Source organism: Acidobacteriota bacterium (assembly GCA_039683095.1).
Classification (GTDB): Bacteria; Acidobacteriota; Aminicenantia; order Aminicenantales; family Saccharicenantaceae; genus RBG-16-66-30.
In genome coordinates this window covers 35,134-55,758 of the sequence record JBDKSB010000007.1, presented here as the reverse complement: position 1 = coordinate 55,758, position 20,625 = coordinate 35,134, and the positions used below count along the sequence as shown (strand labels likewise).

At 64.9% G+C, this 20,625-nt stretch carries 20 protein-coding genes; 13 read left to right on the top strand and 7 right to left on the bottom strand.

Annotation, left to right across the window (positions count from 1 at the left end):
- The first annotated feature begins 33 nt into the window (after positions 1-33).
- Positions 34-1,587 (top strand): NAD(P)H-hydrate dehydratase, encoded by a 1,554-nt coding sequence (locus ABFD52_05590; GenBank protein MEN6560227.1) that lies wholly within the window; start codon positions 34-36, stop codon positions 1,585-1,587.
- The gene (tsaE, locus tag ABFD52_05585; GenBank protein MEN6560226.1) at positions 1,584-2,012 is read left to right on the top strand and encodes a tRNA (adenosine(37)-N6)-threonylcarbamoyltransferase complex ATPase subunit type 1 TsaE; all 429 of its coding nucleotides are present in this window, start codon (positions 1,584-1,586) and stop codon (positions 2,010-2,012) included. The genes ABFD52_05590 and tsaE overlap by 4 nt, the downstream gene beginning before the upstream one ends.
- Here tsaE and ABFD52_05580 read toward each other — a convergent pair.
- Positions 2,004-2,729, bottom strand: coding sequence for a lipid-binding SYLF domain-containing protein (locus tag ABFD52_05580; protein ID MEN6560225.1), 726 nt, complete (start codon positions 2,727-2,729; stop codon positions 2,004-2,006). The genes tsaE and ABFD52_05580 overlap by 9 nt on opposite strands.
- On the bottom strand, positions 2,726-3,370 hold the full coding sequence (thiE, locus tag ABFD52_05575; GenBank protein MEN6560224.1) for a thiamine phosphate synthase: 645 nt from the start codon (positions 3,368-3,370) through the stop codon (positions 2,726-2,728). The genes ABFD52_05580 and thiE overlap by 4 nt, the downstream gene beginning before the upstream one ends.
- Positions 3,371-3,506: 136 nt before the next feature.
- Here thiE and ABFD52_05570 point away from each other — a divergent pair, with 136 nt between their 5' ends.
- The 5 genes from ABFD52_05570 to ABFD52_05550 all read left to right on the top strand — a co-directional run bounded on the left by ABFD52_05570 (position 3,507) and on the right by ABFD52_05550 (position 10,298).
- Entirely contained in the window at positions 3,507-4,037 is a 531-nt protein-coding gene (locus ABFD52_05570) for an adenine phosphoribosyltransferase (GenBank protein MEN6560223.1), read from the top strand.
- A 47-nt stretch (positions 4,038-4,084) separates the two neighbouring features.
- Positions 4,085-5,410, top strand: a complete 1,326-nt coding sequence (locus tag ABFD52_05565) for an NCS2 family permease (protein MEN6560222.1) — start codon at positions 4,085-4,087, stop codon at positions 5,408-5,410.
- Between the two features lie 37 nt (positions 5,411-5,447).
- The gene (locus ABFD52_05560) at positions 5,448-7,220 is read left to right on the top strand and encodes a glycoside hydrolase family 3 N-terminal domain-containing protein (GenBank protein MEN6560221.1); all 1,773 of its coding nucleotides are present in this window, start codon (positions 5,448-5,450) and stop codon (positions 7,218-7,220) included.
- The gene (locus ABFD52_05555; GenBank protein ID MEN6560220.1) at positions 7,217-8,209 is read left to right on the top strand and encodes an aldo/keto reductase; all 993 of its coding nucleotides are present in this window, start codon (positions 7,217-7,219) and stop codon (positions 8,207-8,209) included. The genes ABFD52_05560 and ABFD52_05555 overlap by 4 nt, the downstream gene beginning before the upstream one ends.
- Before the next feature lie 88 nt (positions 8,210-8,297).
- Entirely contained in the window at positions 8,298-10,298 is a 2,001-nt protein-coding gene (locus ABFD52_05550) for a M6 family metalloprotease domain-containing protein (GenBank protein ID MEN6560219.1), read from the top strand.
- 61 nt (positions 10,299-10,359) lie between these two features.
- Here the strand turns inward: ABFD52_05550 and ABFD52_05545 are convergent, their stop codons facing one another.
- The 4 genes from ABFD52_05545 to ABFD52_05530 all read right to left on the bottom strand — a co-directional run bounded on the left by ABFD52_05545 (position 10,360) and on the right by ABFD52_05530 (position 13,676).
- Complete coding sequence (locus tag ABFD52_05545) at positions 10,360-10,995, bottom strand: OmpA family protein (protein ID MEN6560218.1); 636 nt, start codon at positions 10,993-10,995, stop codon at positions 10,360-10,362.
- Between the two features lie 169 nt (positions 10,996-11,164).
- Positions 11,165-12,082, bottom strand: a complete 918-nt coding sequence (locus tag ABFD52_05540) for a VWA domain-containing protein (GenBank protein MEN6560217.1) — start codon at positions 12,080-12,082, stop codon at positions 11,165-11,167.
- 191 nt (positions 12,083-12,273) lie between these two features.
- Positions 12,274-12,501 carry a hypothetical protein gene (locus ABFD52_05535; GenBank protein MEN6560216.1) on the bottom strand — a complete coding sequence of 76 codons (228 nt, stop codon included), beginning with the start codon at positions 12,499-12,501 and terminating at the stop codon, positions 12,274-12,276.
- Between the two features lie 284 nt (positions 12,502-12,785).
- Complete coding sequence (locus ABFD52_05530) at positions 12,786-13,676, bottom strand: hypothetical protein (protein ID MEN6560215.1); 891 nt, start codon at positions 13,674-13,676, stop codon at positions 12,786-12,788.
- A 186-nt stretch (positions 13,677-13,862) separates the two neighbouring features.
- Between ABFD52_05530 and ABFD52_05525 the strand changes: the two genes are divergently transcribed.
- From ABFD52_05525 to ABFD52_05515, 3 genes are all read left to right on the top strand, one after another.
- Entirely contained in the window at positions 13,863-15,278 is a 1,416-nt protein-coding gene (locus ABFD52_05525; protein MEN6560214.1) for a C45 family peptidase, read from the top strand.
- A gap of 122 nt (positions 15,279-15,400) precedes the next feature.
- Complete coding sequence (locus ABFD52_05520) at positions 15,401-15,787, top strand: hypothetical protein (GenBank protein MEN6560213.1); 387 nt, start codon at positions 15,401-15,403, stop codon at positions 15,785-15,787.
- Positions 15,788-15,848: 61 nt separating this feature from the next.
- Positions 15,849-16,256, top strand: coding sequence for a hypothetical protein (locus tag ABFD52_05515; GenBank protein MEN6560212.1), 408 nt, complete (start codon positions 15,849-15,851; stop codon positions 16,254-16,256).
- A 63-nt stretch (positions 16,257-16,319) separates the two neighbouring features.
- Here the strand turns inward: ABFD52_05515 and ABFD52_05510 are convergent, their stop codons facing one another.
- On the bottom strand, positions 16,320-17,450 hold the full coding sequence (locus tag ABFD52_05510; GenBank protein ID MEN6560211.1) for a prolyl oligopeptidase family serine peptidase: 1,131 nt from the start codon (positions 17,448-17,450) through the stop codon (positions 16,320-16,322).
- A 461-nt stretch (positions 17,451-17,911) separates the two neighbouring features.
- Here ABFD52_05510 and ABFD52_05505 point away from each other — a divergent pair, with 461 nt between their 5' ends.
- The 3 genes from ABFD52_05505 (at position 17,912) to ABFD52_05495 (ending at position 20,603) form a co-directional block, all read left to right on the top strand.
- On the top strand, positions 17,912-18,991 hold the full coding sequence (locus tag ABFD52_05505; GenBank protein MEN6560210.1) for a hypothetical protein: 1,080 nt from the start codon (positions 17,912-17,914) through the stop codon (positions 18,989-18,991).
- A gap of 515 nt (positions 18,992-19,506) precedes the next feature.
- On the top strand, positions 19,507-19,902 hold the full coding sequence (locus ABFD52_05500) for a hypothetical protein (GenBank protein MEN6560209.1): 396 nt from the start codon (positions 19,507-19,509) through the stop codon (positions 19,900-19,902).
- Between the two features lie 29 nt (positions 19,903-19,931).
- Entirely contained in the window at positions 19,932-20,603 is a 672-nt protein-coding gene (locus tag ABFD52_05495; protein ID MEN6560208.1) for a hypothetical protein, read from the top strand.
- Positions 20,604-20,625: the final 22 nt, after the last annotated feature.

Sequence of the window (20,625 nt, the reverse complement as noted above, 5' to 3'; positions counted from 1 at the left end):
TATGCTAAAATCCCCATGGTATCGGAGGGATTCATGAAGATCCTGACCTCGGCGGAGATGCGGGAGATCGACCGGACCGCGATCGAGGACATCGGCATCCCCGGCGTCGTGCTCATGGAGAACGCCGGCCTGCGGATCGCCCGGGCCATCCGGCACCGCTTCCCGGACATCGCCTGCGAGCGCGTCGTGATCGTGGCGGGGAAGGGCAACAACGGCGGGGACGGATTCGTGGCCGCCCGCCACCTCGCCAATGCCGGTGCCCGGCCCGAGATCCTGCTCCTGGCGGCCGGGGACGAGGTCAAGGGCGACGCCGCGGTCAACCTGGCCGTGGCCCTGAAAATGGGCCTGCCGGTGACCGAGGTCCGGGACGCGGCGGCCTGGAAGAAGGAGCGGACCGCGGTCTTTCACGCCTCCGTCGTCGTGGACGCCATGTTCGGGACCGGGCTGATCAAGCCGCTCGAGGGCCTTTTCGCCGCGGCGGCCGGGGACATCAACAGGTCCAAGGCGTTCAAGGTCGCCGTCGACATCCCCTCCGGTCTGTCCTCCGACACGTTCGAGACGATCGGGCCTTGCGTCGCGGCCGACCTGACGGTCACCCTGGCCGCTCCCAAGGTCGCCCACATCTTTCCGCCGGCCGCGGACAGGGTCGGCGAGCTCGTCGTGGCCCCGATCGGCCTGCCGTCCGCGCTCCTCAATAAGGACGAGCTCAAGCTGGAGCTGGTCGAAGAGGAGGCCGTAGCGCCCTTCTTCGCCCGGCGCAAGAAAGACACCCACAAGGGAACGTACGGCCACGTCCTGATCTTCGCCGGGTCGCTGGGGAAGTCGGGCGCGGCCGCGCTGGCCGGCCGGGCCGCGCTGCGGACGGGCGCGGGCCTGGTCACGGTGGCCACGGCCGCCCGGGCCCTGCCGTCGCTGGCGAGGGGCATGGCCGAGCTGATGACCGAGCCGCTGGCCGAGACGCCGGCAGGAACGATCGACGCGGCGGCGCTCTCCCGGGCCCTGGCCCTGCTCGGGGGCAAGAGCGTCGTGCTCGTCGGCCCGGGGCTCTCCACGAACCCCGCGACCGCAGAGTTCGTGCTCGGCCTCCTGCCTCGGATCAAGGCCCCGTGCGTCATCGACGCCGACGGCCTGAACATCGTCTCGAAGGCGCCGGAGGTCCTGGACCGGATGCGCGGGCCGGTTGTGCTGACGCCCCATCCCGGCGAATTCTCCCGCCTGGCCGGACGGACGAGCGAAGAGGTCCAGCGCCATCGCCTGGAGCTGGCGCCGGAGTTCGCGGCCAGGCACAAGGTCACGGTCGTCCTCAAGGGCTACCGGACGCTCGTGGCCGCGCCGGACGGGCGCGTCTTCGTCAACCCGACGGGGAACCCGGGCATGGCCACCGGCGGATCGGGCGACGTGCTCGGGGGAATGATCGCCGCCCAGATCGGGCAGAAAGCGGACCTGCCCGGGGCCGCGATCTCGGCCGTTTACGCCCACGGCCTGGCCGGGGACATCGCGGCGGACCGGCTGGGCGAGCGGGCCCTCATCGCCGGCGACATCATCCGCTACCTGCCGCCGGCCCTGAAAGCGCTGGCCGGCGAATGAGTTGGCCGAGGACGGTCACGACGCGGTCCGGCCAGGAGACCTTCGAGCTGGCCCGGGGGATGGCCGCCGGCTTCGCCGGGACGGAGGTGGTCCTGCTCATCGGCGAGCTGGGGGCCGGGAAGACGGTCTTCGCCAAGGGCCTGGCCGCCGGGGCCGGAGTGGCCGACCCCAACCGGGTCTCCAGCCCGTCGTTCACCCTGGTCAACGTCTACGAAGGCCGGAACCGGGTCTTCCACATCGACCTGTACCGGCTCGAGCGGGCGTCCGAGATCGCCGACCTCGGCTGGGAGGATATGCTCGGACAGGGGATCGTCATCGTCGAGTGGGCCGAGAAGCTGACCTTCCCGGTCGAGGGCATCCGGGTTCGGATAGAGCCTGCCGGCGACGACGAGCGCCGGATCACGATCGAAGACAGGTCACTTTAACAGCTCCGCGAGCGCCGTCCTGAGCTTGCCCGCGGCCGCCGGCGACGCCGGGGCCTTCCCGTTGAAGATGTCCTTCGGCGAAACGTCGGCGCCGTAGAAATTCCGGTTGGCCTTGCGGTCCTCCTGGATGGACGAGCCCTGCACGGTCAGCCCGGCGTAAAGGCCGCGGCTGCGGGAGTAGGACAGGATCTCGGCCTTGAGCGCCGCGTCCGTGGAGGCCTCGGCCGTGCGGCCCAGCGGGCCGGCGGCGACGCCGACGTCGGCCCCCAGCGTGAACTTGTTTTCGGCCAGGTGCTCGACGCTCCGGGGCGTGCGGAAGACCAGGATGATGTCCGCCGACTGGACGCCGGCCTGCCAGCCGACGCTCCCGCCCGTGATCTCGATGAAGGCCGGGTCGCTCCAGCCCCGGTCCCCGGTCCGGACGAGCACCACGCCCCTGCCGTGGCGTCCGCCGATGACGAGCCCCGCCCGGATGACGTCCGGGATGATGGCGATCCCGGCGCAGTTCCGGATGAGCGACTCCGGGATGCTCTTGTCCGATTCCTTCATCATCTCGTTGAGAACGCGCACGGCCTCGTCGATCTTTTCGATCTGGCCGGCGGCCGCGCTCTTGCCCGCGGCCTGTCCGCGCCCGTCCCCGGCCCCGGCCGCGGCCAGGGCCGGCGAAAGCGCCAGCGCCAGCGCGATCAGCCCGATCGCCCAATCCCTGATCCTCATCGATCCCTCCTTTTGGGAATTCCCGTGAAGGCCTGTTTCAGCTCTTCGGCGGCGCGCCGGGCGTCCGGGGCGCCGAGGACGGCCGAGACGACGGCGATGCCGTCGGCCCCGGCCGAAGCCATGTCCGCCGCGTTGGCCGCGGCGATCCCGCCGATGGCCACGACCGGCAGGCGGGTCGCCCGCCGGACGAGCCCGATGCCGGCCGGGCCCAGGACGGCCAGCGGGGTTTCCTTCGTGCTCGTCGCGTAGGCCGGGCCGGCCCCGACGTAATCGGCGCCGTCCCGTTCCGCCTGCCGGGCCTGCCCGGGCGTATTGACCGAAACGCCGATGACCGCCCGGGTTCCGAGGAGGCGGCGGGCGACGGCGACGGGCACGTCCTCCTGGCCGAGGTGGACGCCGGCCGCGCCGCAGGCCAGGGCGATGTCGACCCGGTCGTTGACGAGCAGGGGCACACCCCGCCGCGCCAGCCGGGAGGCGAGGTCCGAGGCCAGGGCGGCGAAGGCCGCCCCGCCGAGCAGTTTGGCCCGGAGCTGGACGACGGTCACGCCGCCGTCGACGGCCGCTTCGACGAGGCCGGCCAGGTCCCGCCCCCGGGCGTACTCGGCGTCGGCGACGAGATAGAGCGAATAATCGATGGCCATCGCTTACAGTATAACAAATCGAGAAGGGGTCAAACCTGCCTTTTACGCGAAAATGAGCAAAAAGCGGGTTTGACCCCGTCATTAAGCGGGCGGCGGATTGACTTCGCGGGGGTAATATTAATAAAGTAAGGCTGCCATGAAGATCGATCTCAAAGATTACATCCTCGATGTCCCCGACTTTCCCAAACCGGGCGTTGTCTTCAAGGATATCACCCCGGTCGTCCAGAGCGCCGAGGCCTTCAACGCCGCCATCGACCAGCTGACGGCCTGGGCCCGGACCAAGAAGCCGGATCTCATCGTCGGCATCGAGTCCCGGGGCTTCATTTTCGCCGCGGCCCTGGCCCGGGACCTCCGGCTGGGCCTGACCGTCATCCGCAAGAAGGGCAAGCTGCCCCGCAAATGCGCTTCGATCGAGGCCCCGAACGAGTACGCGGTCGAGTATTTCGAGATGCACGAGGACGCCATGGCCCGCGGCCAGCGCGTCATCATCATCGACGACCTCATCGCCACCGGGTCCTCTTCGGTCAGCGCCATCAACCTGGTCAAGAAGCTCAACGGCGAGGTCGTCGGCTTCGGGGCCGTCGTCGAGCTGTCGTTCCTGCACGGCGTCGAGAACATCCGCGCGGCCCATCCGGAGGTCGAGGTCCGGGCCCTCGTCCGCTATTGACCGGGGCGTCCGGCGGGCCAAGGACCGGAACGGGGCAGGGGAGAGGCGTGAAGGCGTTCCTCGAGAGGACATTCCGTCTGGCCGAGAACGGCACGACCGTCCGCCGCGAGGTCCTCGGCGGCGCGACGACCTTCATGACCATGTCCTACATCATCTTCGTCCAGCCGGCCATCCTCGGCACGGCGGGCATGGACAAGGGCGCGGTCATGGTGGCCACGTGCCTGGCCAGCGCCCTGGCGACGCTCCTCACGGGCTTGCTCGCCCGCTATCCGATCGCCCAGGCCCCGGCCATGGGCCACAACGTCTTCTTCGCCGTGGTCGTCTGCGGCACCATGGGCTATACCTGGCAGGTCGCCCTGGGCGCCAATTTCATCTCCGGCCTGGTCTTCGTCGTCCTGGCCCTCGTCGGCGTCTGGGGCAAGGTCGTGGCCGCCGTCCCGGACGGCCTCAAGTACGGCATCTCCGTGGGCATCGGCCTGCTCATCGCCCTGGTCGGGCTGGAATACGGGGGGATCGTCGTCGGCCGGCCGGGCGTCCTCGTCGGCTTGGGCGACCTCGGCAGCCCGCCCGTGCTGCTCGTCCTCGCCGGCCTGGCCCTGACGGCCGTGCTGATGGTCGTCCGCTTCCCCGGCGCCATCCTGGCCGGCATCCTGGCCACGGCCCTGGCCGGCATCCCGTTCGGGATCGTCAGGTTCCACGGCGTCACGGCCCCCGTGCCGAGCCTGGCCCCGACCTTCCTCAAGCTCGACATCGCCGGGGCGATCAGCTCGGGGCTCGTCTCCGTGGTTTTCGTGTTCTTCCTGCTCGACGTCTTCGACGCCATCGGGACGCTCATCGGCGTTGGCAGCGCCGGCAACTTCCTGAAGGACGGCCGCCTGCCCCGGGCCGACCAGGCCATGCTGGCCGACGCGGCCGGCACCGTCGGCGGCGTCCTGCTCGGGACCTCGACGGTCTCGAGCTACATCGAGAGCGTCACCGGCATCGCCCAGGGAGCCCGGACGGGGCTGGCCAACATCGTCACCTCGGCCCTGTTCCTCGTCGCCCTGTTCTTCAGCCCCATCGCCCAGATGATCAGCGGCGAGGTCGATTACGGCGGGATGGTCCTGCGGCCGGTCATCGCCCCGGCCCTGATCGTCGTGGGGTCCATGATGATGAAGGGCGTCAAGGCCATCGATTGGGACGACCTGACCGAGGCCCTCCCGGCCTTCCTGAGCATCATCGTCATGCCGCTGACCATGAGCATCACCGAGGGCATCTCCTTCGGCTTCATAGCCTACGTCCTGCTCAAGGTCGCGGCCGGACAGGGGCGCCGGGTCCATTGGCTGATTTACGCCTTTGCCGGGCTGTTCGTCCTGAGATACGCGCTCAAGTGACCCCCGCTCCGCGTTCCGGCCTGAAGGGAAGGGAAACATGAAGAGACGGCAAGCCGCGCCCCTCGCCGCGGCGCTCCTGATCGTCCTCGGCGCGGCCGGCTGCGCCCGCGTGCCGGCTCCGGCCGCCGTTCCGCGCCTGGCCGCCCCCGACGGCGGCTGGGTCGCCCGGACCCTCAAGAAGTTGACCGTCGAGGAGAAGGTCGGCCAGATGATCGCCTGCCGGTTCGCCGGCGAGTTCCGCAACGCCGACAGCGCCTATATCAGGGAGCTCGAATCGCTCGTCGCGAAGTCGGGGATCGGCGGGCTGGTCCTCTTCGCCCCGGCCCGGGTCTACGAGACGGCCGAGCTCGTCAACTCCTTCCAGAAGCTGGCCAAGGTCCCCCTGCTCGTGGCCTCCGATTTCGAGCGCGGGGCGGCCAACCGGGTCACGGCCGCCACCCTCTTCCCGCCGTTCATGGCCCTCGGCGCGACCGGCTCCGAGGAGCTCGCCTACGCCATGGGCCGGACGACCGCCCTGGAGGGCCGGGCCATGGGCGTCCACGTGGCCTACGCCCCGGTCGTCGACGTCAACATCAATCCCGACAACCCGATCATCAACACCCGCTCGATCGGCGCCGACCCGGCCCTGGTCGCCCGGCTGGCCGACGCCTTCATCCGCGGCGTCCAGGACAACGGCATGATCGCCACGGCCAAGCATTTCCCGGGCCACGGCGACACGTCCCAGGACTCCCACAGCATGATGCCGACCATCACCGCCGGCCTGGACCGGCTGGAGAAGGTCGAGCTCTTCCCGTTCCAGTCGGCCATCGCCGCCGGCGTCAGGTCGGTCATGACCGCCCACCTGGCCGTGCCGGCCCTCGACCCGACGCCCGGCCTGCCGGCGACGCTCTCGGCCCCCATCCTGACCGGAGTCCTGAGGGGGAAGATGGGCTTCAAGGGGCTCATCGTCACCGACGCGCTCGAGATGCGCGGCGTGGCGGCCGGCTTCTCGACCGAGGAAGCGGCCCTGCGGGCCGTCCTGGCCGGCGCCGACCAGCTCCTCCTGCCGCCCGAGCCGGCCAGGGTCATCGCCTATCTCGCGGCGGCCGTCCGCGATGGCCGGATCCCGCTCGCCCGGATCGACGAATCCGTGCGCCGCATCCTCGAAGCCAAGGCCGCGGTCGGCCTGAACCGGAACCGCTTCGTCGACGTCGACGCGCTGCGGCGCCGCGTCGCCCCGCAGGCGTCCCTCGACCTGGCGGAGAAGGTGCTGGAGAGCTCGGTGACACTGGTCAAGAACGAAGGCGATGTGCTGCCCCTCGCCGCCGGGCTCGGCCAGCTGGCCGTCCTGTCTCTCAGCAGCGACTTCGGCGACTACTTCGCCGGCCAGTCTTTCGTCGGCGCGATGAGCTCGCGCTTCCCGCAGGCGGCCGCTTTCTACGCCGACGCGGACACCGGCCAGGACCGGCTGGACGAGGCCTGCGCCGCGGCCGCCCGGGCGGATATCGTGGTCGTGGCCCTGTTCTCGCGGCTGGCCGATACGAAGGGGACGGTCGGCCTCGAGCCGCGGCACATCGACCTCATCGGCCGCCTGGCCGCCCTGCCGGACGGGCCGAAGGTCGTCGTCCTGTCCTTCGGCAGCCCTTATCTGCTGCGGCATTTCCCGGATGTCGACGCCTATCTCTGCCTGTACAAGGACACCGCGGAGACCCAGGCCGCCGGCGCCCGGGCCGTCTGCGCCGAGATGGACATCAACGGCAAGCTGCCCGTCTCGATCCCCGGCCTCTATCCGGTCGGCCACGGTCTCGCATTGAAGAGGAGGACGCCATGAACTACAAATTCCTGGGCAAGACGGGGGTCAAGGTCTCGACGATCGCCTACGGGACGATGTCCTTCGGCGGCGACGCCGACGAGGCCGGGGCAAAGGCCCTGTTCGAGGCCTGCCGGGCCGCCGGGGTCAACCATTTCGACTGCGCCGATATGTACGGCGCGGGCCGGGCCGAGGAGATCCTGGGCCGGCTGGTCAAGGACTGCCGCGAAGAGGTGCTCATCACCAGCAAGGCCTACTTCGCGACCTCGAAGGACGTCAACGCCATGGGCGCCTCGCGCCGCCATATCCAGTACGCCGTCGAGGCCAGCCTGCGCCGGCTCCAGACGGACCGCATCGACATCTACTATGTCCACCGCTTCGACGACCGGACGCCGCTCGAGGAGACGCTGCGGGCCCTCGACGACCTCGTCCGGGCCGGGAAGGCGGTCTATCTCGGGGCCAGCAACTTCGCCGCCTGGCAGGTCGCCAAGGCCCTGGGCATCTCGGCCAGGGAGGGCTTGGCGCCGTTCGCCTGCATCCAGCCGATGTACAACCTGGTCAAGCGCCAGGCCGAGTCCGAGATCCTGCCCCTGGCCCTGTCCGAGGGGCTCGGCGTCTTTCCCTACAGCCCGCTCGGCGGCGGCCTGCTCAGCGGCAAGTACGGCGCCGGCCGCAGACCCGAGACGGGGCGGCTTGTCTCCAACAAGATCTACGCCACCCGCTACGGCGAGGCCCTGAACTACGAGGTGGCCGATCGCTTCGCGGCCTTCGCCCGGGAGCGCGGCTTCCACCCGGCTTCCCTGGCGGTGGCCTGGGCGGCTTCCCATCCCGCGGTCACGGCCCCGCTCGTCGGCGCCCGTGATACGGCCCAGCTGGCGCCCCTGCTGGCCGCCGCCGACATCCCGATGACCCCGGAGCTGAGGGCCGAGATCTCCGCCCTGTCGCCCGAGCCGGCCCCGGCCACGGACCGCAGCGAGGAGCGGACGGGCGTCAACTTCGGCGTCCGCTGAGATCGGGCCGGCTTTGGCGACGCGCCCGTCCCGGGGTTTGACTCGGCCGGGAGGGTGGGCCTATAGTGAGCGGGAAGGGAGCAAGCCGATGACCAGATCATTCAAGCCGCGCGCCATCGCCGCGCTGGCCGCCGCGTTGTTCATATCGGGTATCCTGCCGGTCCTGGCGCTCGAGCCGCCGACCAAGGAGCAGATCGCGCGCTACAAGCTGGACGGCACGCTGCCGGCGCGGATCGCCCGGGCCAAGGCCCTCGGCAACAACAAGATACCCCAGCAGGTCCGGGAGCGGCTGAACGCCAAGCTGGCCCGGCTGGCGGGCGGCCGGGGCGCCGCCGCGGCCGTTCCCGCCGCTGGCTCCGTTCTCGCCCCGCCCCCGGCCTGGCGGGGCATGCCGACGACGGGGACGGTCAAGATCCTGGCCCTGCTCATCTCCTTTTCTGATTATGCGGGGACGACCCCCGTCGCCACCTTCGAGTCGCGGCTGTTCGGGTCAGGCTCCGGGAGCGCGCCCTTCGACAGCCTGAAGAACTTCTACCAGCGCTCCTCGTACGACCAGCTGACCATCACGGGCGACGTCCTCGGCTGGTACCAGACCACCTACGCCCGGAGCACCGTCGCCGAGACCGATGCCGGGCGGCAGAACTTGATCGAGGAAGCCCTGAACTACTACGAGGCCCAGGGCCACGACTTCTCGCAGTACGATAACGACGGCGACGGCACCATCGATTATTTCTGCGTCTTCTGGGCCGGCCCGCACGAGGATTGGGCCGAGTTCTGGTGGGGCTACTACACCTGGTTCGGCGACTCGGCCTACCGCCTCGACGGCAAGCGGCTGACGAACTACTCCTGGCAGTGGGAGCTGTACGACTATCCGAGCGGCTCGTTCAGCCCGTCCACGATCGTCCACGAGACGGGCCACGCCCTGGGCGCCCCGGACCTCTACGACTATGACGACGCCGTCGGCCCGCGCGGCGGCGTCGGCGGCCTGGACATCATGGACGGCACGGGCGACCACAACTGCTTCACCAAGTTCATGTTCGACTGGCTCACGCCGACCGTCGTCTCGTCCGGGTCGCAGACGGTCACACTGCGGGCCTCGGGGCTCTATCCCGACGCCGCCCTGTTCATGCCCGGGGCCACGGGCGGCATCTACGGCGAATACTTCATGGTCCAGAACCGGGACCGCGCCGGCAACGACACGAACCTCTTCACCGGCTCGGACGGCCTCGTCATCTGGCACATCGATTCCCGCCTGAACTCCTATAACACCGACTTCCTCTACGACAATTCCTACGCGGCGCACAAGCTCGTCCGCCTGATGGAGGCCGACGGCCTCGAGGAGATCGAGACCTGGGCGTCTTCCGCTGACGCCGGGGATTATTACAAGGCCGGCATGACCTTCGGCCCGCTGACCGCGCCGAACTCGTCGCGCTACGACGGCGCCGCGACGTCGATGGTCGTCTCGGGCATCACGGGGACGACGACGCCGATGAGCGCGATCATCAGCGGCAGCGACGCCCCGCCGACGGCGTCCATCACCAACCTGGCGGCGGGGGCGACCGTTTACGGGACGGTCGGAGTCGAGGTGACGGCGGACGACGACCACGGCATCGAGCGGGTCGAGCTCTACGGCGACTCCACTCTGGTCCAGACGCTGACCTCGGCGCCGTACTCTTTCTCCCTCGATACGACCCAGTTCTCGAACGGGGCGCTGACGGTCCGGGCCGTGGCCTACGACGGGCTCGGCCTGACCGGGAGCGCGAGCGTCAACGTGATCCTGGCCAACATCTTCCCCCCGGTCAACCTCAAGGCCTCGCGGATGATCAACCGCAGCCTTCTGCTGCGGGAATACGTCAACGTGCTGACCTGGGCGGACAACTCCAGGAATTCGGGCGTGACGAAATACCGGATCTACCGGATCACGGAAGGGGGGCGGTCCCTCGTCGCCGAGGTGACCAAGGCCGCGGGCAACACCGTCTACCGCTACCTCCACCGCAGGATCGACCGCGCGCAGGCCTACACCTACGAGGTGGTTGCGGTCGGGGCCTCCGATCGGGAGGGGATCGCCGCCAGGGTCACGGCGAGATGATCGCCGGGGCAGGGCCGGAGCCGGCCCCGCCCCGGGACCGTGATGTCAGCGCTTCGGGCTCTTATTCGTAAACGAGGATCTCGACACGCCGGTTCTGGCTCCGGCCTTCCCGCGTGCCGTTGTCGGCGATGGGCATGGAGCTGCCCAGGCTGACGGCGGACATGCGGTGCATCGGGATCTTGTACTGCTTGTACAGGTACATCAGCACCGCTTCGGCCCGCTTCTGGCCGAGCGCCTGGTTGATCTCGTCGGAGCCCGTGTTGTCGGTGTGCCCCTGGATCTCGATGTAGACGCCCTTGTTCTCGGTGACGAGCTTCTGGACGAAGGCATCGAGGACGCCCTTGGCCGCGTCGTTGAGCGCCGCGCTGTCGAACGCGAACTTGGCGTCGGAGTTCTTTAGCGTGGCCGTCATGACGAGGTTGCCCTTGATGAGCGTCTTGACCTCGCCGATCTCGCCCTCGACGGTCTTGAACTGGTTGTCGTGCTGGCTGATGAGCGAGCCGATCGTGGCCAGCTTCTCGTCATGGTCCGAGAGGCGCTTCTGGCTCGCTTCGACCTCGGTCGAGACCTGGGCGATCTTCTGGTCCAGAGTGGCGTTCTCGGTCTTGACGAACTTCTTCGTCGCGCAGGCCGGCCCGGTGATGAGGGCCGCCAGGAGCACGAAACCGGCGAGAAAGATAAGTCTCCTGTCCTTCATGAGAACCTCCTGCAAAATGAGTTTTGGCGGGCGGCAGGACGCCGCCGGCGCTCCCACACCCCGCATGCGACAATATTAAGCCCTTTCATGGAAAAAATAAAGGGCTCCAGGAGCAAAATGCCCCTTAACGGTGAAACCCGCGGTTCCCCCGATTTTCCGGAGGGGGGCGTCAATAGCCCTGGCGGGTGCGGATCTTGTATTTGTAATTGGAGGCCTGCACCCGGATCCAGCGGTACAGGTCGGCCGTGTCCTGGTAGGAGGTGTAGCCGATCATGTACTGGTGGGCCTGCTCGTTCCGGATCTCCTGGACCACGTCGGCGAGGTCGGTCGGCTCGTTCAGGAACCAGGCTTTGCCGCCCGTGGCCTGGGAGAACTTCTCCAAGGTGGCCACGATGCCGGCCGAGGTCAGTCCGGCCGCCCGCTTGTGGGCGGCGAGCTGCTCGTTCCGGGGGATCTTGTAGCCGATGACGTAGATGGGGACGTCGACCCGGCGGGCGATCTCCAGGGCCTGCTCGGGCGTCGATTGACTGTCGTTCTCGATGCCGTCGGTGATCAGCAGGAGGGCCCTCTTTTCGTTCGCGGCCCGGGTCGCGTACTCAGGCGAAACGGCCACGGCGTCGTTGAGCGCGGTCTGGCCGTAGGCCGCGGCCTTGTCGAGCTCGGCCAGGAACTGCGTCTTGTCCGTCGCGTGCTTGGCCGCCACCTCGACCTCGCCGTCGGCGAAGAGGAGGAGGCCGATCTCGTCGCGGGGCCGGAGGAGCCGGGCGGCCAGGTCGCGGAGCACGACCTTGCAGTCGGCCAGCTTGTTCTCCAGGGCCATGCTGCCGCTGACGTCGAGGAGGACGGTCAGGCTGAGGGGGGCCGCGAAGTCGTGCATGAAGTAGGTGATCGGCTTCTTCTTGTTGTTCTCGAAGATCGTGAAGTCTTTTTCGGCCAGGTTGTTGACGTAACGGCCCTTGGAATCCTGGACCGTGACGGCCAGGGTGATGGCCCGGACGACGTACTCGTGGGCCGCCTGGTCCTTGACCTGGGCGGACGCCTGCCCGGCCGGCCGGCCGACGGCCAGCAAGGCAAGGATGAACACCACCAAAGCTCTGCTTTTCATGGTTCTCGCGGGGACTTGGCTTCCAAAATACCATTCGGCCCTGGCGAAATCAAGGCGGCGGGCACGAAGCGGCGCGGTTCTCATCTCGATATTTGTCGGGCGAGGGGCGGGACTTGGGGAAACAGCGACCGCGGCCGGGACGCGCCGGGGCGATCCCCGTCCCGCCGGCAAGATCAGCTGAAGGCCCCGTCCGTGCCGGATCCCCGGGCATCGGTCAGCCCAAGGGAGGCCGGGGTTTTGCTTCCGCTGAGCGGATGCGCGGTCCACGCGGCGTACTCGGCGGCGATGAGCGGGAGTTCGCGCTCGCCCTCATCGGCGCCGGACGGGACCCTGGCGCGGAGGAGCCGTTCCTCGAGCTTGCGGCCGTCGGCCAGCAAGCACAGGAAATACACGGAGATCACGAGGGAACAGAAAAAGACCGCGATGATGATCGTCAGCTATCTGCCCATCCCTTTCACGAAGCCCCGCTGATCTTTTTCATGACCTTGACTATTTCAAATCTTGGCGTGTCTGTCAAGTCGTTTGTTATCAATATGTTCCGGATTGACTTGCCGGCGCCACAAAATGGGCTCCCGGCTGCGGGCTGCCCTAAATGTTGTGGCCGGCTTTTTCCGCCGCCGGGGGCTTCAGCTCCAGGACGCATGACGCCGTCATTCTCGCACGGGCCGGGGCCCGGGGAATCCCCCTAAATGGGGATTTGCGAGGGTAACGGTCGGCGGTCCGGCTTGGCCTTGATCTTCCGATAGAGCGCCCCGAGGTCGCCGGCGGCCCCCCGCTCGACCTTCCCGAGGAAGCGGATGAACTTGTCCCCGCCGACATAGAAGGTGACCCGGTCGTATGGCGGATTCGCCCCGCCGCCGTTTTCAGGTAGGCCGGCGGCGTAGCGCATGCGGTTCTCGAGGTTCCGGGCCAGCCCCTCTTTCCACTCCTGCCAAGTCATGTACTCCCATTCCTCGGGGGTGAGGATCTTGGCGAGGTCCGCCCTCAGTGAGGCGGCCGCCGCCGTGTCGCCGCTCTCCCAGGCCTCGAGGAGCGCGCGATAGGTGTCGACGAACGCCGGTTTCGCATAGGGGAACGGGTATTGGAGCTCCCACATATAATCCTTCTTGCTCATCGCCTTTTGATAGATCGAGAGGCCCTGTTTGAACTCCCGCTCGCCGCCCTCCCACTGGGCGCAGTGGACGAATTCATGGAAGATGATGACATAGCCTTCGGGCCGGTCGAAGACGTCGGGGGTCACGACGCAGGCCATGCGGTCCTCCCAGAATCCCAGGGGCATGGCCGCCCGGACGCCGGCCGGGACGCCGTAGGCATCCGGGGCGCTCGCCGCCAGGCGGTAGGCTTTCTCGCCGGGGACCGGCTCGAAGACATAGAACGTCTTGTTCTCGACGATGGCCACCGGATAGACCTTGGCCAGGGCCGGGTCGAGCGGGGCGAACACGGCCTGGTAGTCGAAGATCTTTTTCAGCGGCGCGGCGTACTTCGCGGCGACAAGGCCCTTGGCGTCCTGGCCCCAGGCGGCGCCCAAAGCGACGAAAATCAGGACCGGCAGCAACCAGGCGGCGTATCTTCTCATTTTGCCCTCTCGTCCATTATATCATCCATATCACCCCGGCCGTCAGGGGATCAGGGCCGCCCGTTGACGTTATCGGGATGTCCGACGACGGCCAACGTCGGACCGTATCCCGGCGGCTGCGGATTTGACGCCGGCTCGCGGCCGGGCATATCATCGGCTTCCTAAGGCACCAAAAGGAGGATACCGATGCGCATGCCCAAGACGATCGCGATCATCTTGCTCGCCGTTTGCGCCGGCGCCGGCCTGGCCCGCGCCGCCGACCTGACGACCGAGGAGCGGGCCTGGCTGGCCAAGGCCTCCCGCGAGGAGGCGAACGGCTGGGTCTGCATCCACATCGAGGGCCGGCCCTTCGCCCGCGGCTTCCAGCACGGCTACCTCCTGGCCAGGGAGATCGAGGAGAGCCTGCGGGTCGAGAAGCGCGTGACCTGGTGGGACACGGCCAAGGATTGGTCGTACTTCGTCGATGCGACGCTCAAGCTGTTCGCGCCCAGGATCGACTCCGAATTCCGCGAAGAGATGGACGGCATCGTGGCCGGGGCGCGAAAGGCCGGGGTCGACGTGACCTACGGCGATATCGTCCTGCTCAACGCCTCCTCCGAGATCTTCAGCTACTGGTATCCCTGGTCCCAGAAGAGCACGGCGGCGCCCCAGAAGGGGGGCGGCTGCAGCTCCTTCATCGCCACAGGCAAGGCCACGGCCGACGGGCGCCTCGTCCTGGCCCACAATACCTGGACCTCCTACGTCACGGACCGGGCGAACATCGTCATCGACCTCGTCCCCGAAAAGGGCTTCCGCATGCTGATGCAGGCTTACCCGGCCGCGATCCACAGCGGCACGGACTTCTTCGTCTGCTCGTCGGGGATCGTCGGCGCGGAGACGACCATCGACTATTTCCGTGGCTTCGACCCGGACGGCCTGCCGGAGTTCGTCCGCATCCGCAAGGCCATGCAGTATGCCCCGAGCCTCGACGAGTTCATGAAGGTCCTCATCGAGGGCAACAACGGCGGCTACGCCAACACCTGGCTCCTCGGCGACGCGCGGACGAACGAGATCGCCAGGCTCGAGCTCGGCCTCAAGCACCATTCGATCGAGCGGACGCGTGACGGCTTCTACGCCGGGTCGAACATCACCGAGAACATCCCGCTCCTGCGCGACGAGACGGAGGCGGATTTCGACAACATCAAGCGGGCCGACATCGCCCGCCGCGTACGCTGGCTCGACCTGTTCGACCAGTGGACGGGGAAGGTCGACGCCGAGCGAGCCAAGCTGATGCTGGCCGACCATTACGATGTCTACCTGGGAAAGGAGCAGCCCGGGGCGCGGACGATCTGCGGGCATTGGGAGCTCGATCCCGACCCGGCCGGGCCGGCCGCGGACAGCTGGGTCAAGCCCTATTACCCGGGCGGCGCGCTGGACGGCAAGGTCGTGGACGCCAAGATGGCCCTGGCCATGACCTTCTGGGGGAAGTGGGGGAGCTCCTGTGATATCCCCTTCGACGCCGAGGCGTTCCTCAAGGCCCACCGCCAGTACGACTACCTGAAGGGCTACCTCAAGAGCCGCCCGGCCCGGCCCTGGACGGTCTTCAAGTCGAAGGGGAGCTAGGCGGCGCCGACGGCGCGTCGCGGTCGGGCTACTCAGGCCGAGGAGAGAGAGGAGAAGGGCGAGGCAGTCGTGGCCGCCATATCACCTGCCTGCCGAAGTACGCGGACGATCCCGACTGCCACGTGATCAACATCGTCTATGCGCCGAGCCAGGGCAAGTGGCTCTACATGGACCCATCGTTCGAAGCCTACTGGCGGAACGAGCGGGGCGACCTTCTGAGCATCGCCGAGGTGCGCGAAGCCATCGTCCGGAACGAGAAGATCGTCCTCAACAAGGAGACCAACTGGAACGGGCAGCCGAACGACCCGGCAGAGTACCTGCATTACATGAGCAAGAACCTCTACCGCTTCAGCTCGCCCGCGGCCAGCGAATTCGGCTACGAGTCGAAGCCGGTCACCCTGCGGATCTGCCTCGAGCCGGCGGGCGCGGAGTGGAAGCCGGACACTGGCGAGGCGATCCACACGACCGACGCCGGGCGGTTCTGGCGGCTGCCGAGCCGGGGCAACTAGCGCCGGGATCTCCCGGCGAGATCGCCGGAGTCCGGTCGCGGTCCGCGCGACCGGATGAGCCATGAATGGAGAGACGGGAATGAGCTCAATTACGGCTGCGGATCCCCGAAGCCTATTGGTGCAGCTGGAAAAAATAACATGGCCCCGCATGGAGCCGCTTGACAAGGATGAGTTCTTATCGGACATCATGGATAGTCTCGACCTCGATGATGATCTTATAGCGGGAACGCTTGGCTATTTGGCCAGGAAAAGGATGCCTCCCCGCGGGCAAATTGAAGCGATGAGGGATCTCTATCAGACCACATTAAACGGGGACAAGGAAAAACTGGAAAACCATCGTACGTATTCAGAGAAGAACAAGCTCTATATCAATGAAGTCATTGCGCTCATGGATAAATTGAGCGCCATTGCCGCGCAAGCCGATACGTGGATCAGGAATAATCTTCAGGAACTGTCCGAGAGGCGGTAGACCGATCAGCCCCCCGGCAACCATCCGCTTCTTGCCCGGTCTGGCTTACTGGCGCAAGGGCCGTCACTTTCTCGATCTTCTGTCGTAGCGCAGGAGCCAGTCGTAGATCTCCTGGCCCGGATAGACCTGCCAGTGGATCCAGTGGCCGAGATCCGGTTCGGCAGAAAATCTCAGGTTCTGATTCTTCCCCTCCAGCCTCCTGACAATCCGCTCCGTTTCTTCGAAAGGCACGACCGTATCCAGCTTCCCGTGGAAGGCCCAGACAGGCATGTCGAGCAGCTTGTCGATGTTCTTGTCGATGTAATCGAGATGGCTCGTGAAGCCGCTGATCGGCGCGATGGCCGCGAACGCCTCGGGATAACGGGCGGCGATGTACCAGGTGCCCGAACCGCCCAGGCTCGGCCCGGTCAGATAGACCCTGTCGGCGTCGATCCTGTACCGGGCGGTCACTTCCTTGTAGAAGTTCCCGAACCAGTCATCGGTCGACCACCTGAGATGCTCGGGACATTGCGGGGCGAGCATGATGAACTGGAACTCCCGTCCCCTGTACACCTGATCGGGGATCCCGGATGAGTACAGCTTCTTCAGATCGGTCCCTCTATCCGAACCTCCGTGCAGGTAGATTACGAGCGGCCACTTCCTGACGGCGTCCGCCTCATAGCCCTTGGGGAGGTAGGACAGGTATCGATAGCTGACGTTCCTGCGATGCTGGTTCATGCCGTGCTCGAACGTCGAATCGAACTGCAGGTCTCCTTTCTCGGACCAATATCTGACCCGGCCGTGCAACTGTCCGCTGAGCCAGTTCTGCTCCGCCTCCTTCCGCCCGCTCTCGTACCAGTCGGTGCTCGCGCCGTTCAGCCTTCCCCGCGTGAAATGGCCCTTGAATCTCGCGCGCCCGTTCCTGTGCCATTCCTTATACGGCCCTTCCTTGGTGTTCGAGCGGTAGTTGCACTGATAGTCCTCCTTCACCAGTTTGTCGAAGGAGGAGTAGAAGGCGTCCATCTGGATTTGTCCGTCCTCGTAGTAGTCCCGAACGTGGAACAGATGCTTCTGGTCGTCGAAGCGGATGACGCGCGTGTAGACGATCGTCTCGCGATTCGAGACGGCCTGGCGCAATACGTAGGTTTCGGTTTCCTGAGCTTGCACCCCTCCCAGGCAGAAAAGGATCGAGAGAGCGGCGGCAGTTCGTTTCATGTCGAGCCGGTGAACCCCATGAAGCCAGTCCGCTTAGCCGATGGCCTTCTCGACGTCCGCGCAGGTCCGTTGCCACTCAGCCGATAAGGGAAACGGACCCTTACTGAGGATGCCCTGTGTTCGGCTATCTTCATTACGTTTCGCCCTAACCATGATTATGCAACAAGAGAATGGGATGAGCAACCTGGCCGCCTCGGTGGGGGAAGCGCCTCTGTTGTCAAAGAGCAGTTCGTCTAATGAGCCGGCAATTGTGCCCAATCTCGCTTAGGTCTGACGAACGGTGTGCCAGCAGACGACCGTAATCTGCTGACTTGCCAGGGAAAGACGGGAAAAACAGTGGGGTCCCAAACTATTAGCTTATCTAAATGTGATCAGGCATCTTGACCTGACACTCCACATCCAATCTCTCGGGCGACTAATCAGGGTGTATGACCCTAGTTTGTGCCCGGCAGGAGCGTAGGATGATCGACGTAAGTAAGGGAAGGGCAATTCAACTTTGGCCCTACCTGACCGAGGAAGCATTAGAGGACAAGGCCTACTGGGGCTACATTCAAATGTGGCTATCCCGGCCGACTCCTGGCAGCAAACCGCTGGACATCCTCTCCTGGTACACGCGGCAATTAGTGAGATTACAGGAGGAGGAGCGACGTCTTAAAGAGGAGAGGGAGAACAGGCCGCTCTTGAAGGACCAGTCCCTCCACTGGGCTCACTTGCCGGTTAACCCGGAAACGGGCAACGTGAATCCTCAGGCACTGCCGTTGACGGCGATCTGGTTCCTGGAAGCCCTACTAAATCCGATTATAAGGAACCCAAAACGGCACATCGCCGACAAGGTGATCATTTCGCCGGGGGGGGAGGAGCACATCCTGAAGTTCGAGCTCTCTATGTCTGAGGTCAGAAAGGCCACCGGACGCAAGGTCAGCTTCTCAGAATTGATCCAAGCCTTCGCATGCTTGCTGAATTGGACGTTGAGTCAGTATCACGTTTGGGAGGAGAAGGATAAGAAGAAGGGTTGGAAGAAGGTCGTTACCATCCGAGGAACGCAGTTTATCATGGACTGGGACGTGCAGATAGTGAAGCGCCGTGGACGACCCGGAAAAGAAAGTGGCAGGGAGGATCTGATCTTCTCGGGCCGATTGGCACCTAGATTCTCCGAACTCATCCTGAACAACCAGTCCTACCATCGGCTCCTTGAGATCGCAAAGATTGCATATAAAATGTCCAAAGGGGCTCAGCTGTTATACCGCCAGGGTCTTCCTTTTGTGCTCAGGAGGGGAGGCTGGTGGCTGACCTACCCGGTGGCTTGCCGGGTGCTCGGCTATTCTGAGACGCCCGTCAAGTTCCAGCCCGAGTACATCGAGAAGTATCTTTCTGAGATCACGACCGCCGTGGACTGGCGACGCGACAAGACGACCGAGCGGCTTCGTGGGGGCGTGGGACAGGAGCGGATCTGGGTCCTGAAGGCCAGCAAGAAAGAGATCAAACGTCTTCTCATGAGTCACTTCCGCCAGGAAAAGGTTCGAGCGGCTCAGTCACACTAATCACGATTCTATCGGATTAGCAGACCGATCAAGCGACTTTTCGTTTTTACTGAGTTTTTGGCTCTGACTTTTCATTCTTACTGAGTCAAATCACTGTAAGCGTGTTCATAGTCAATGAGATGCAGGGAGGGTAATATATTAAATAGATATTAACTCGGGCAGGACGGATAAGAAACGTCCATGCCGGGAGAGGATGGCACATCCGCCGAAGCGGCGGATGACTGCCCGAAGCGGGCAGTGAAAAAGAATCTGATCAGGCCAGAAGAAGCGTCTGTTCTTGCACTGTCGTCCGGAGAAAGTCGATGCCGAGGACGACGGAGCGCCGCAGGCGCGACGGAGGAGGAGGCGTCGGCTTTCGCAGGATCGCGTATACGAGGCGAACGATTCTAAACCAGTCTTAGGATATGGTTAGGCGGGAGATCACGTCGCTGAGGCGAGCGGAGGGGGCGGAAAAGGGGTCTGATTGTAATGGCCGGGCCGGTTTTGTTAGGATCAGAGTTAGCCGGGAGGAAAGCATGACCGAAAAGAAGGAGAATGACTATCCGCCGTTCCCTAATGTATTCTTCGAAGACGAAGAGCTCTTCACTCCGATCCAGCTGAGGAAGTATGGCTATCGAATTAAGAGGGAGCCAGGGCTGGGATACCGGCTTTATTCACTGGCGGAGATAACGAAGTTGATTGCCGAAGGCAAGATAGTGAAGATCACACCCAAATCTACCCGACCCGATCTATATGAGCCGGGAGATGAACTTCAAGCGCAGCTGACACTTTACAGGACGGCGAAGCAAAACCGCTATGTCAGGACTACGTTGAAGCAATACACCATCACGATTTCGTGGGATAAGGAAAGGAATCGGCCAAGGCTTGCACTAATCCCATTGGTGGCCAGGAAGGATGGCAAGGCTAGGTAGTTCCTTAGCTCAATAAAGGGAGGAGTAACGTGCGGCGCATTCTACTCACACTTCTGTTATTCGTGGGGATCTGCGGTCAGTTCGTTTTTGGGACTGCGCAGCAAGGCGACATACTAACTCACGAGGGAAAGAAGTACAAAATCCAAACTAATCCTCTTGAGCGTTACCTCGAACAGCATCCCGACAGCCGCCCGAGATCTCGGATTCATTCGACCGGCTTATGGCGCGGATATGTTGCATCTTGGGAGTTCAAGAATAAGAAACTTGTCATTACCGATATTCGAATTCTCGCCTCAATGGAGGGGCCGGAAGAGAATAGGTGGCGTTCCGTCCTGAGTGAAATATTCCCAGGACAACGTGAAGTCTTTGCCGAATGGTTTAGCGGCCACATCATTGTGCCAACGGGCAAATTAGTTAAGCGAGTGATGATGGGGTATGCCTCCGAATATTCGAGCTATTGGATACTCTGGGTTAGCAAGGGGGAGATTATAAAGGAATGGCGGGGTAGCAGGCGGGCGTTCAACAAATTTCGCAAAGCCCAATTCGAGCTATTTAAAAAGACGGAAACTTACCGTGCTGCTTGGGTCAAGACGAGAAACGACCCTGAGAGTGCCAACCTGACCGACCGGGAAATTGAAGAGTTCCTTTTTGGCATATATTCTGAAGAAATAATGTCCATGATGGGTGAGATAATTCGTTAACTACATGCCGCCAGCGCCGAGG